Below are 13,414 nucleotides of genomic sequence, written 5' to 3' on the forward strand. Positions count from 1 at the left end.
CTTGTTAGCCCTACTTAATTGATAGGGATAATAAAAAAGCTTAAGCATGTAGTACTTAAGCTTTATAGATCTACTCGGTCTCTTAACTCTTTGCCCGCTTTAAAATGGGGAACGTGTTTGCCTGTTAACTCAACGGTTTCGCCTGTTTTAGGATTACGTCCAACACGTGGCGCACGGTAGTGCAACGAAAAACTACCAAAGCCTCTTATTTCAATTCGGTCACCACGCTGAAGCGTTTGCGCCATTTGTTCAAGCAATTCCTTTACTGCACTTTCAAGTTCTTTGCCTTGAAGATGCTGCACTTTTTCGCCTAAACGTTCAATTAATTCAGATTTGGTCACAATATAAACTCCCAACAAGTGTTATGAGAGGAAACCTTAGGTGCAGGTAATAAAGAAGGAGCGGCAGAAAGCCGCTCCTGATTGCGAATTACTCGCCTTTTGCAGCTTTAAATGCTTCTGCCATTGCGTTCGTAATACCCGCATCGTCGCCTTGATTATTAACTTTATCAAGAGCTTCTTTCTCATCAGCCTGATCTTTAGCTTTAACAGAAAGATTAACAACACGATTCTTACGGTCAACACCCATGAACTTAGCTTCTATGGTATCACCCACTTTCACTACGTCATTTGCATCTTCCACTCTATCACGTGCAAGGTCACCAATTCGGATGTAGCCTTCAACTTCATCTGCAAGTTGAACTTTCACACCCTTAGCATCGGCTTCGATGACTGTTCCATTAACAATAGCACCTTTTTTATTGTCTGTCAGATACATATTGAACGGGTCTTCTTCGATTTGTTTAACACCAAGAGAGATACGCTCGCGCTCTGGGTCAACCTGAAGAACAACAGCGCTAATTTCATCGCCTTTCTTGTAGTCACGAACCGCTTCTTCACCTGCTTTCTGCCATGAAATGTCAGATAAGTGAACTAAACCGTCGATACCACCGTCAAGACCGATAAAGATACCAAAATCTGTAATTGATTTGATCTTACCAGTCACTTTGTCGCCTTTTTCGTGCGACTTAGCGAATGTTTCCCAAGGATTGTCAATACACTGTTTAAGACCTAAGGATATGCGACGACGTTCTTCATCAATTTCCAGAACCATTACGTTTACTACATCGCCCAAGTTAACAACTTTAGATGGGTGGATGTTTTTATTTGTCCAGTCCATTTCAGAAACGTGAACCAAACCTTCAACGCCGTCTTCAATCTCAACAAAACAACCATAATCAGTTAGGTTGGTTACTGCACCGCTAAGCTTGGCGCCTTCTGGGTAACGCTCAGCAATTTCTTGCCATGGATCGTTGCCCATTTGCTTCATACCTAGAGAAACGCGTGATTTTTCTTTGTCAAACTTCAGTACTTTTACGTTAATTTCATCACCCACGTTTACGATTTCACTTGGGTGCTTAACGCGCTTCCACGCCATGTCGGTAATGTGAAGTAGACCGTCCACACCGCCTAAATCAACGAATGCACCATAATCTGTAAGGTTCTTGACGATACCTTTAACTTCATCACCTTCTTCAAGGTTGGCAAGTAATTGATCGCGCTCTGCACTGCTTTCAGCTTCAATAACGGCACGACGAGATACAACTACGTTATTACGTTTTGCATCTAGCTTGATTACTTTAAACTCTAACTCTTTACCTTCAAGGTGAGCTGTTTCGCGCACTGGGCGAACGTCAACCAAAGAACCTGGCAAGAAGGCACGAACTGTATTAACTTCAACCGTAAAGCCGCCTTTGACTTTACCATTGATGACGCCTTTGATGGTTTCTTTATCTTCGTAAGCTTTTTCAAGCTCAACCCAAGCTTCGTGGCGCTTGGCTTTTTCACGAGAAAGAATCGTTTCACCGAAACCATCTTCTACTGCGTCTAGCGCCACATCAACTGTGTCGCCAATTTCAATTTCTAATGTTCCATCAGCTGCTTTAAACTGGTCAGCTGGGATAGCACTTTCTGACTTCAGGCCAGCATCAACAAGAACGATGTCTTTATCGATAGAAACAACGGTACCTTTAACAATCGCGCCTGGACGCGTTTCTAGTTGCTGTAGGCTCTCTTCAAAAAGTTGTGCAAAATTTTCAGTCATATTTAAATTCAAAGTTAAGTCCGTCAATTCAATCCAGAATTACGGGGTTATTAATAAGACCTTATTCATCCTTAAATTCGGTCGCGTAAATCTATGTATCTATATTCGGCTTTCTCAGGATTTACTCAAACAACTTACTATCAATAAATTGTTTAGCTTTTTCAAACACTTGAGTAATACTTAAGACGGTTGAGTCTATCTCTAATGCGTCATCAGCACGCTTGAGAGGAGCGCTACTTCTGTTTGAATCCCGCTCATCTCTGGCTTGTATATCCTCTAAAAGGCGCGAGAGTTTAACATCTCGCCCCTTATCTTTCAACTGGTGATATCGGCGTTCTGCCCTCGCCTGGGCGCTAGCTGTAAGAAAAATCTTGGCATCAGCATTTTGAAATACAACCGTTCCCATGTCCCTGCCATCTGCCACAAGTCCCGGCGATTGTGCAAAGCCTCGCTGTCTTCTGAGAAGCGCCTCCCTGACAACGGGAATGGCAGCCACCTTGGAAGCTGCGGCACCCACTTCTTCAGTACGAATGTCATCTGTCACATCTTCGCCTTCAAGAATAATACGCGTGTGCTTATGTTCTGTAATAGAATGTTCTGTAATAAAACTGACGTCTAGTCCCGAGGCAAGCGGCACCAGTGCGTCTGCGTCATCCAGTAGAATTTCGTGGTGAAGTGCAGCGACAGCAAGTACACGATAAATTGCCCCGCTGTCCAGGAAATGAAAGTTGTAGGCGTCGGCAAGCATCACACTGAGCGTACCCTTCCCTGCGCCTGATGGACCGTCTACCGTAATAATCGGTATATGCTGCATGATATTGGCTCGTTGCTAAAAACGGCGCAATTATACGTGCTTAGGCGTAAAAGGCAATGTAAGTCCTGTGACAATCGTGTTACTGAGCCTTGTGAGAAACTGACTCAAACGTTGCAAAAAAGTCTGGAAACGTTTTCGAGGTACATTTCGGATCGTTGATAGTGACACCAGCCTTATCATCAAGGGCAAGAAGCGCAAAACACATCGCCATTCTATGATCGTCATAAGTATCTATAGCAGCGTGTTGAATCTGTTCAGGCGGAGTAACTTTAATGTAATCCTCGCCCTCTTCAACAATTGCTCCCACTTTTCTGAGCTCTGTTGCCATAGCATGTAAGCGATCCGTTTCTTTGACGCGCCAGTTGTAAATATTGCGAATAGTGGTTGTGCCCTTGGCAAAAAGAGCCGTTGTCGCAATGGTCATTGCGGCATCAGGAATATGGTTCAGGTCTTGATCTATCGCCGTTAGCTTTCCACAACTGGCAGTAATTGCGTTATCTTCCCAGTGTATCTGTGCGCCCATGTCCTGAAGCACATTCGCAAATTTAATATCACCCTGGACTGACTTGTTGCCCACGCCAATTACTTTGATACTCCCGCCTTTAATTGCAGCTGCTGCAAGAAAATACGAGGCGGAAGAAGCATCGCCTTCTACCCAAAAATGTTTCGGACTGAGATAATGCTGTCCGGCTTTTATAACAAAGCGCTGATAATCGTGGTTTTCAACTTCTACACCGAACTTGCGCATGCTATCGAGTGTGATGTCAATGTAAGGCTTTGAAACCAAGGTCCCCTTAATATGGACTTCTACATCAGATGCTTCAATTGATTCAGCGTTATTTGAGTCAGACTGCGCTAACAATGGCGCTGCCATCAACAGAGCCGTCAAAAACTGGCTGGAGACGGAACCATCAACTTCAAAGTGTCGTTGCGTAATCGTTGCGCCTCTAATTCTTAAAGGAGGAAAGCCGGTATTTTTGAGGTATTGAATATTTGCACCAGCTTTTATTAAGGCATCTGCCAAATCACCAATGGGGCGTTCTTCCATTCGCGGTTCGCCAGTTAAATCGACACTCACATCTGAAAATGCCAAAGCAGCACATAAAGGGCGCATTGCCGTGCCTGCATTTCCAAGAAATAGTTCATCTTTAAAACTTTGGCTAAACTTACCACCAATTCCCGTCACTTCACAGCGAGTGTTATTGTCAGATAAGGTATACTGGACACCAAGCGCTTTAAGGGCATTTAACATATGCCGGATATCGTCACTATCAAGCAGATTTTCTAAAACCGTGGTGCCTTTGGCGAGTGCGGCAAGTAAAAGCGCTCGATTGCTCAGGCTTTTTGAACCGGGTAATCTGATTTCACCCTCAACACGACTTATAGGTGAAAGCGTTAACTGCTCCATAAACAGCTCTCCGTTGATGCAATTAATGAATAGTTTACTATGCTCGTTTTAATGCGTGTTTAAGCTTGTGTTCGTTCAAACTCTTGCATGAAATCCACTAGGGCTTTTACACCTTCCAAGGGCATCGCGTTGTAGATACTGGCTCGCATTCCTCCAACAAATCGATGTCCTTTTAATGCCAGCAAACCCGCTTTTTCAGACTGCTCCAGAAAGGCTGCATCCAGTCGATTGTCTGCCAATTGAAAGCAAACGTTCATCTTTGAGCGGTTTTCATCACACACTTTATTGCTGTAAAAATCAGAGCTGTCGATGCAGTCATAAAGCAAGGCGGCTTTTTGGGCATTAACTTTACTGATCGCATCTACGCCACCTTGTTCCAATAGCCATTCAAAAACCAATCCCGCTAAATACCATGCAAACGTGGGTGGCGTGTTGTACATGCTATCGTTATTAGCTTGCTGCTGATAATCAAATACAGCAGGGGTATCAGGGCGGGCCAAACCTATGAGGTCTTCACGAACAATAACAACAGCCAAGCCGGACGGCCCAATGTTTTTCTGCGCGCCGGCATAGATGATCCCAAAGTCGCTCACGTCAACAGATTTGCTTAAAATATTAGAGGACATATCAGCTACGATGGGCACAGAATCTGACTTGGGTACCCAATTTATTTCAATCCCATCTACCGTTTCGTTAGGGCAATAATGAAAGTAAGCGGCTTTAGGGTTAATTTCCCAATGTTCCTGGGTGGGTACCCACAATTTATCATCTTTTGTTTGCGTCTTTGCCAAGACTTCGGCAGTCATATATTTTTCTGCCTCAGCAACTGCGATCTGCGACCATTGTCCAGAGACCAAATGCTGTGACAAGTCACCGCGCTTGGCCAGATTCATTGGAACAGAGAAAAACTGCCCTCTGCCACCGCCTTGCAAAAACAACACTTTGTAATTGTCAGGCACCTTCATCAATTTGCGAAGGTCTGCTTCTGCTTTTTGAGCGACAGCCATAAAGGGCTTACCACGATGGCTAACTTCCATCACAGACGTGCCTTGTCCGTTCCAGTTTAATAATTCGTCCTGAGCGCGTTTAAGTACAGGGCGTGGAATAGCGGCTGGTCCGGCACTGAAATTAAATACAGACTCGCTGATTGTTGATGTGTTTGACATAAAGCGTTACTTTCGAGTTAGTTATTGTTGAACAAACATAAAACAAGCGGCTTTGTTTTGCCGCTTGTTCATCTCTTTTAAATCATAGGCTCACAATTAAGCGTCAGCATCACCTGGTGCAGAATCGTCATTGTTTACATCGCCAGGGGCATCTTGTGCACTTTTATCTTCGATTTCTGCAACGACAAGCGCTTCGCCATTTTCATCCAGCTCAATGGCTTCTTCAACTTCCTCAATGCGTTGTAAACCAACTACATGCTCACCCGTTACTGTTCTTATTAAGCGAACACCTTGGGTATTACGACCGACTTTGGAAACTTCCGAAACGCGCGTTCTCACCAGTGTACCTTGGTCAGAAATAAGCATTATTTCCTGACTCTCTGTCACTTGAACCGCACCAACTACCGCACCGTTTCGCTCAGATACCTTGATTGACACAACACCTTTGGTCGCTCGACTTTTTGCCGGATACTCGCCAATAGGGGTGCGTTTACCAAAACCGTTTTCAGTTGCTGTAAGAATATCGCCTTCATCATTTGGTACGATTAAGGACACGACGCGTTCAGTTTCCTGAATACGTATTCCGCGCACACCGGTAGCTGTTCTGCCCATCGGTCTGACTTGTTCTTCACTAAAGCGCACCACTTTGCCCGCATCTGAAAACAGCATAATTTCACTGTTTCCGTCCGTCAGATCAGCACCAATCAGTTCATCGCCTTCAGTCAAATTAACCGCAATAATCCCGTTTGCGCGAGGACGAGAATACTGTGTCAATTCCGTTTTCTTCACTGTACCCTTTGCTGTCGCCATAAACACGAAGTATCCGGCAGCAAACTCTTGAATCGGTAAAATTGTTGTTATTCTTTCGCCGTCTTCAAGCGGCAATATATTTACAATCGGTCGGCCTCTCGCGTTTCGGCTGGCAAGGGGGAGTTGATACACTTTCAACCAATACAAGCGGCCGCGCGTTGAAAAGCACAAAATATGATCATGAGTGTTTGCCACCAATAGCTTTTCAATAAAATCTTCATCTTTCATCTTGGTCGCAGACTTACCCTTTCCGCCGCGACGCTGCGCTTCGTAGTCAGACAGTTTTTGATATTTGACATAGCCCTCGCGAGACAAAGTAACGACCACATCTTCACGTTCAATTAAATCTTCAATATCGATATCATGAGAAGCCGCAGTGATCTCGGTTCGACGCTCATCACCGTATTCAGCGCGAATGGCCTCGAGCTCTTCTGAAATAACTTCCATCAAACGCTCGGAGCTTGCCAGGATTTTCAACAATTCTGCAATGGCCTCTAAAAGGTTGCGATATTCTTCAAGAATCTTATCGTGTTCAAGACCTGTCAGTTTATTTAGGCGAAGATCCAAGATGGCCTGGGCTTGCTCTTCAGTTAAATAATATTCACCATCTCGGATGCCATATTCTGGCGCAAGCCAGTCAGGACGAGCAGCATCATTTCCAGCGCGAGAAAGCATTTCTGCCACGTCGCCTAAAGCCCAGCCGCGAGCGATTAGCGATTGTTTTGCATCAGCAGGACTCTTTGACGCTTTTATAAGCTCAATCACCGGGTCGATGTTGACCAATGCAATGGCGAGACCTTCCAAGATATGCGCTCGGTCGCGCGCTTTTTTCAATTCAAATACGGTTCTGCGAGTCACCACTTCCCGTCTATGCAGAACAAAGCACTCTAATGTTTCTTTGAGATTAAAGACCTTTGGCTGATTGCGGTCCAGCGCCACCATATTGATACCAAATACCGTCTGCAGCTGTGTATTGGCATATAGGTGATTAAGTAAAACCTCAGCTGATTCACTGCGTTTTACTTCGATAACGATACGCATACCTTCTTTGTCGGACTCATCGCGAAGTGCAGATATGCCCTCAATGCGTTTTTCTTTTACCAGCTCTGCGATTTTCTCAATCAGTTTTGCTTTGTTAACCTGGTAGGGAATTTCGTTAACAATAATGGTTTCTTTACCGTTTTCTTCCTGCTCGATAATGGCTTTAGCACGCAGGTAAATTTTACCGCGCCCTGTTTTGTAAGCACTGATAATCCCTTGACGGCCACTAATGGTGGCAGCTGTTGGGAAATCTGGGCCGGGTATATGCTCAATCAGTTCTTCGATTGTGATATCAGGATTTTCAATTAAGGCTAAACAACCGTTAATCACCTCTGTCAAATTATGCGGTGGAATGTTTGTCGCCATTCCTACTGCTATACCTGAAGAACCATTTACTAATAAATTAGGCACACGCGTTGGCAATACTTCCGGGATTTGCTCCGTGCCATCGTAGTTAGGCACAAAATTAACCGTTTCTTTTTCTAAATCGGCAAGCAATTCGTGTGCGATTTTTGCCATTCGCACTTCGGTGTAACGCATTGCGGCGGCTGAGTCACCATCTACCGAGCCAAAGTTACCTTGACCGTCTACAAGCATATAACGCAGTGAAAAAGGCTGAGCCATACGAACGATTGTATCGTACACCGCTGAATCACCGTGAGGGTGATATTTACCAATCACATCCCCTACTACACGTGCTGATTTTTTATAAGGCTTGTTAAAATCGTTTTTAAGTTCGTTCATCGCAAAAAGTACGCGACGATGAACCGGTTTCAAACCATCGCGCACATCGGGCAAGGCTCGGCCAACGATAACGCTCATTGCATAATCTAGGTAGGAGTTTTTAAGCTCTTCTTCAATATTGATCGGGGAGATTTCTTTGGCATTGTCAGTCATAAACTTCAATGATCCTTATTTGTGTAGCAGTAGCGTCTGACCATTCTCATCATAAAAATGAGTCTGTAGTCTGATTATGTAATTGACTGGAACTTTGTAAGCAACAGTCAATAAATCACCAATCGATACTTGTAATCGATGCTTCCAGCCACTTTGTTTTTATCATCATATTATCAACCGCCGATAGTAGCACTATGCTTCAAAAAAATGTAGCGCCTTATGCTTTTCAAATCATATTTATTTTCTGAGTGTGTTTCATTAGGGTCAGTTGATTTTTGCTGTATGATTTTCGGCGCTTGAGAAATACAATCACAGTTAAGGCTTTTGCAGCATCCCGTTCGCCTATTATCAATGCACTTAAAGCATGCCATAATGGGCACTTGGCGGCTTTCATTTTTTTTTAATTAAATCAAATTGAGGATATTTGCTACGTGAGCAATCAAACTCATCAAACCGGCTATGCCGAAGTGTCTGACTCTAAAGATTCCAATGACACCAATATAGATGTAAACGAATTAAACAAGTTTTCAGAACTTGCCTCACATTGGTGGGATCGGAATGGCGAGTTTAAATCACTTCATGATATTAATCCGCTGCGAGTCGATTACATAGAACAACAGTGTGATGGTTTGTTTGATAAAGCGGTTTTAGATGTTGGCTGCGGTGGTGGCATTCTTTCTGAAGCCTTAGCAAAAAAAGGCGCTAAGGTTACCGGCATTGATATGGTGCAGGCTTCACTAGACGTTGCCAATTTACATCGCCTGGAGTCGGGCGTGAATGTCGAATATTGTCTAAGCACCGCAGAAAACTGGGCGCAAAAAAATGCCGGAAGATATGATGTGGTGTGCTGTTTGGAAATGCTTGAACACGTACCGGAGCCTGCTGCGATTGTAAAGGCATGCGCGAAACTGGTAAAACCGGGTGGTCGCGTCATCTTTTCAACCCTTAACCGAAACACGAAGTCCTATTTAATGGCGATTGTTGCAGCCGAATATTTGTTAAATATGGTGCCTAAAGGGACTCACGATCACAGCAAGTTTATCAGACCTGCTGAGCTATGCAGAATGATAGATGAGACTTCGTTACAGGTAGATGAGATGATTGGCTTGCATTTTAATCCGCTTAAGCAAGATTATTATTTATCAGAGCAAAATGTGGATGTGAATTATTTCGTGTCATGCCACCTGAATGCTTAGAGTGTTTTAGCTCCTGCAATTTCGCAGCAATATCGTAAAACAACGTTTTAGTTTACTGAAAATCAGCGCAATTTTTATTAAGTAAATTTTTAAGCGCTTTTGTTACTAAAAAAGCAGTTTTTAGACGAATTTATTTTTGTGCTTTTTTTTAAAAAGCTTGCATAGGCGAAAAGCCACCACTGCTCTTTGGTATTGAGTAAGTTGCTACTAACCCTTCTACCTGTTACTTAAACTTGACAGTAAAACACTACATATAGTGGTTGCAATAGTCACCAAGACTCATTATCTTGTGCTTATTGAAATATGGTGACGATTAAATAGCGAGCGAATCTCGTGCTAAATTTAATCACTCTCAGTACTCTCTGCCAATTTTCAATGCGCTAATAACAAAAAATGGACAAGATAAGACGTCTCTAGTGGTGTGCGTTCTCTAGTTGTGAACTTTGCACGAGACTCAGCTTTGAATGAATCAGCTACAAATTAAAGAGCATAACTATAATGAATAATGATCTTTTAGTCACCAAACGCGATGGGACGCAAGAGCCTATCAACCTCGATAAAATCCACAAAGTTGTTACCTGGGCTGCAAAAGACTTAGACGATGTATCCGTTTCTCAGGTTGAGATTAAGGCACAGATACAGTTTTACAACGGCATTAAAACCGCTGAGATCCATGAAACACTCATCAAGTCAGCCGCTGACTTAATTTCTACAGAAACGCCAGATTACCAATACCTCGCAGCACGGCTGGCGGTGTTTCATCTACGTAAGAAGGCCTATGGACAGTTTGAACCTCCAGCGCTTTATGATCATGTTAAAAACCTTGTAGCTCAAGGCAAATACGATAAGCATTTACTGGAAGACTACAGCCCGGAAGAGTTTGCCGAGTTAGATGCATACATTGATCACCAGCGCGATATGAACTTTAGCTACGCCGCTGTTAAACAACTGGAAGGTAAATACCTGGTTCAAAACCGGGTAAGTGGTGAAATATACGAAAGTGCGCAATTTTTATATGTGCTCGTTGCTGCGTGTCTGTTTGCCAAGTATCCACGCGAAAACCGGCTTGACTATGTAAAACGTTTTTATGACGCGGCATCCACATTTAAACTGTCATTGCCTACGCCAATTATGGCAGGCGTCAGAACCCCTACCCGCCAGTTTAGCTCGTGCGTTTTAATTGAAACCGGTGACAGTCTGGATTCTATTAATGCCACAGCAAGTGCGATTGTTAAATATGTTTCTCAACGCGCCGGTATAGGGATAAACGCAGGCCGTATCCGTGCGCTTGGCAGCCCAATTCGCGGAGGTGAAGCCTTCCATACAGGATGTGTACCTTTCTATAAATACTTCCAAACGGCTGTCAAAAGTTGCTCGCAAGGTGGAGTGCGCGGTGGCGCTGCAACGCTTTTTTATCCCATTTGGCATCTTGAAGTCGAGTCATTGTTAGTACTTAAAAACAACCGAGGGGTTGAAGAAAATCGTGTCCGCCATTTGGATTACGGTGTGCAGTGCAACAAGCTTATGTACACACGGATGATCAAAGACGATTATATTACCTTGTTTAGTCCCTCTGACGTACCTGGTCTTTACGATGCTTTCTTTGCTGATCAGGAAGAGTTTGAGCGTTTATATGTACAATACGAAAATGACGACAGCATTCGCAAGAAGCGTGTAAAGGCCATTGAATTATTCAGCCAATTTATGCAGGAGCGCGCAAGCACTGGACGTATTTACCTGCAGAATGTTGATCACTGCAATACGCACAGTCCTTTCGACCCATCTGTTGCGCCTGTTCGCCAAAGCAACCTCTGTTTAGAGATTGCGCTGCCAACTAAACCTCTGCGCAACGTCGATGATGCTGAAGGTGAAATCGCGCTTTGCACCCTTTCTGCTTTCAATCTGGGCGCCATTGAAAGTTTAGATGATTTTGAAGAACTGGCCGATTTATCAGTACGAGCATTGGATAGTTTGCTTGACTATCAGGATTACCCGGTACCGGCAGCGCACACTGCAACAATGGGCCGCAGAACCCTGGGTATTGGTGTGATTAATTTTGCCTATTATTTGGCGAAAAACGGTGTTAAATATTCCGACTTTAGCGCGAATCCATTAATCCACCGCACCTTTGAAGCGATGCAGTATTATTTATTGAAAGCGTCAAATAATTTGGCAAAAGAAAAAGGCGCATGCCCCAAATTCAACGAAACCACCTATTCAAAAGGCATTATGCCAATTGATTCATATAAGAAGGACCTTGATAAAATTTGTGATGAAGCCTTGCATTATGACTGGGATGCATTAAGAGAAGACATTGTAAAATATGGCTTACGTAACTCTACCCTCTCTGCCTTAATGCCATCTGAGACGTCTTCACAAATTTCAAATGCAACAAACGGCATTGAACCACCACGTGGCCATATAAGTATCAAAACCAGTAAAGATGGTGTTCTAAAGCAGGTTGTTCCTGAGTATAAAGCGCTCAAGGACAAGTACGAATTGCTTTGGGATATTCCATCTAATGATGGGTATTTGCAGCTCGTGGCAATCATGCAGAAATTTATTGATCAAACGATTTCTGCCAATACCAGCTACGACCCGGGCAAATACGAGGGTAATAAAGTACCGATGAAACTATTGCTTAAAGATCTGTTAACGACTTATAAGCTCGGTATTAAAACGCTTTACTACCATAACACGCGTGACGGTGCTTCTGACAAGTCAGACGCTGAAATGAGCAACGTAGTTCAAGAGCCTCAAGCACAAACTGCCATCATAGAAGAAGATGACGACTGTGCTGGCGGTGCCTGCAAAATATAATGCATTTGGGATGTAATTAATGAAATATACGACCTTTAATCAAAAAACAACGGACACCATGAAGGAGCCAATGTTTTTCGGTGATCCGGTAAATGTGGCGCGTTACGATCAACAAAAGCACCCTATTTTTGAAAAGTTGATAGAGAAGCAAATATCATTTTTCTGGCGACCAGAAGAAGTGGATGTCAGTAAAGATCGTGTGGATTTTCAAAAACTAACTGATGCTGAAAAGCATATTTTTACCTCTAATTTGAAATACCAGACGCTTTTAGATTCGGTACAAGGACGAAGCCCTAATATCGCGTTTCTGCCGATTATCTCATTACCAGAGTTGGAAACCTGGGTGGAAACCTGGTCGTTCTTTGAGACTATCCATTCTCGTTCCTATACACACATCTTAAGAAACCTGTTTTCAAACCCGAGTGAAGTGTTTGATGATATTGTGGTGAATGAGGAAATTAAGCGTCGTGCAACGGACATCTCAAAGTATTACGATGACCTAATTTTTTACACGCAGCTTTATCAAACGCGTGGTGAAGGCGTATACACTATTGATGGTGAAACCCACGAGGTGAATTTAAGAGTGCTCAAGAAAAAGCTTTTCTTGTGCATGAACTCTGTTAACGCGCTTGAAGCCATTCGTTTTTATGTATCTTTTGCTTGTACCTTTGCTTTCGCGGAACGCGAATTGATGGAAGGAAATTCAAAAATCATCCGTTTAATTGCACGTGATGAGAATATCCACCTTACTTCTACTCAACATATTCTTAATCTGTGGATGAAAGGAAAAGACGACCCTGAAATGGCAGAGATTGCAAAAGAATGTGAGCAAGAAGCAAAAGACATTTTTTTACTGGCAGTTAGCCAAGAAAAAGAATGGGCAAAGTACCTGTTTAAAGATGGCTCAATGCTTGGTTTAAACGAAGAAATTCTTTGCCAGTATGTGGAATACATTGCTAACCAGCGTATGGCAGCCATCGGCATGGGGCAACCTTTTAATGTGAAAGGCAATCCCTTACCATGGATGAACAATTATCTCACATCAGACAATGTCCAGGTTGCTCCTCAAGAAACCGAAATCAGCAGTTATCTTGTAGGTCAAATTGACAGCGAGGTCGCTTCGGGTGACTTCGAAGAGTTTGAACTATAGCAGTGATTG

Annotated in this window: 9 protein-coding genes; 3 read left to right on the forward strand and 6 right to left on the reverse strand. The window is 43.4% G+C overall.

Annotated elements, in window-relative coordinates; translation table 11 throughout:
* Nucleotides 1-62 precede the first annotated feature (62 nt).
* The 6 genes from ihfB to gyrA form a co-directional block, all read right to left on the reverse strand.
* Nucleotides 63-341 carry an integration host factor subunit beta gene (ihfB, locus tag D6V41_RS14370; protein ID WP_136252235.1) on the reverse strand — a complete coding sequence of 93 codons (279 nt, stop codon included), beginning with the start codon at nt 339-341 and terminating at the stop codon, nt 63-65.
* A gap of 88 nt (nt 342-429) precedes the next feature.
* Nucleotides 430-2,103, reverse strand: a complete 1,674-nt coding sequence (rpsA, locus tag D6V41_RS14375; protein WP_136252236.1) for a 30S ribosomal protein S1 — start codon at nt 2,101-2,103, stop codon at nt 430-432.
* Nucleotides 2,104-2,224: 121 nt separating this feature from the next.
* Entirely contained in the window at nt 2,225-2,917 is a 693-nt protein-coding gene (gene cmk / locus D6V41_RS14380) for a (d)CMP kinase (protein ID WP_136252237.1), read from the reverse strand.
* A gap of 79 nt (nt 2,918-2,996) precedes the next feature.
* A complete protein-coding gene (gene aroA / locus D6V41_RS14385; RefSeq protein WP_136252238.1) occupies nt 2,997-4,325 on the reverse strand; it encodes a 3-phosphoshikimate 1-carboxyvinyltransferase in 1,329 nt (442 codons plus the stop codon).
* A 59-nt stretch (nt 4,326-4,384) separates the two neighbouring features.
* Nucleotides 4,385-5,491 (reverse strand): 3-phosphoserine/phosphohydroxythreonine transaminase, encoded by a 1,107-nt coding sequence (gene serC, locus D6V41_RS14390; protein WP_136252239.1) that lies wholly within the window; start codon nt 5,489-5,491, stop codon nt 4,385-4,387.
* Between the two features lie 96 nt (nt 5,492-5,587).
* Complete coding sequence (gyrA, locus tag D6V41_RS14395; protein WP_136252240.1) at nt 5,588-8,239, reverse strand: DNA topoisomerase (ATP-hydrolyzing) subunit A; 2,652 nt, start codon at nt 8,237-8,239, stop codon at nt 5,588-5,590.
* A gap of 467 nt (nt 8,240-8,706) precedes the next feature.
* Here gyrA and ubiG point away from each other — a divergent pair, with 467 nt between their 5' ends.
* The 3 genes from ubiG (at nt 8,707) to nrdB (ending at nt 13,405) form a co-directional block, all read left to right on the forward strand.
* Nucleotides 8,707-9,435: a bifunctional 2-polyprenyl-6-hydroxyphenol methylase/3-demethylubiquinol 3-O-methyltransferase UbiG gene (gene ubiG, locus D6V41_RS14400; RefSeq protein WP_136252369.1), complete on the forward strand. Its 729-nt coding sequence runs from the start codon at nt 8,707-8,709 to the stop codon at nt 9,433-9,435.
* 498 nt (nt 9,436-9,933) lie between these two features.
* Nucleotides 9,934-12,255 (forward strand): class 1a ribonucleoside-diphosphate reductase subunit alpha, encoded by a 2,322-nt coding sequence (gene nrdA / locus D6V41_RS14405; RefSeq protein ID WP_136252241.1) that lies wholly within the window; start codon nt 9,934-9,936, stop codon nt 12,253-12,255.
* Nucleotides 12,256-12,274: 19 nt separating this feature from the next.
* A complete protein-coding gene (nrdB, locus tag D6V41_RS14410) occupies nt 12,275-13,405 on the forward strand; it encodes a class Ia ribonucleoside-diphosphate reductase subunit beta (protein ID WP_136252242.1) in 1,131 nt (376 codons plus the stop codon).
* The last annotated feature ends 9 nt before the right edge of the window (nt 13,406-13,414 follow it).

The sequence above is a fragment of the Ningiella ruwaisensis genome (assembly GCF_004798935.1).
Taxonomy (GTDB): domain Bacteria; phylum Pseudomonadota; class Gammaproteobacteria; order Enterobacterales; family Alteromonadaceae; genus Glaciecola; species Glaciecola ruwaisensis.

Excerpts from the sequence above, each read along its gene's own strand:
- aroA (WP_136252238.1), bottom strand. The coding sequence starts at position 4,325 with ATGGAGCAGTTAACGCTTTCACCTATAAGTCGTGTTGAGGGTGAAATC.
- nrdA (WP_136252241.1), top strand. The coding sequence starts at position 9,934 with ATGAATAATGATCTTTTAGTCACCAAACGCGATGGGACGCAAGAGCCT.
- cmk (WP_136252237.1), bottom strand. The coding sequence starts at position 2,917 with ATGCAGCATATACCGATTATTACGGTAGACGGTCCATCAGGCGCAGGG.
- rpsA (WP_136252236.1), bottom strand. The coding sequence starts at position 2,103 with ATGACTGAAAATTTTGCACAACTTTTTGAAGAGAGCCTACAGCAACTA.
- gyrA (WP_136252240.1), bottom strand. The coding sequence starts at position 8,239 with ATGACTGACAATGCCAAAGAAATCTCCCCGATCAATATTGAAGAAGAG.
- serC (WP_136252239.1), bottom strand. The coding sequence starts at position 5,491 with ATGTCAAACACATCAACAATCAGCGAGTCTGTATTTAATTTCAGTGCC.
- nrdB (WP_136252242.1), top strand. The coding sequence starts at position 12,275 with ATGAAATATACGACCTTTAATCAAAAAACAACGGACACCATGAAGGAG.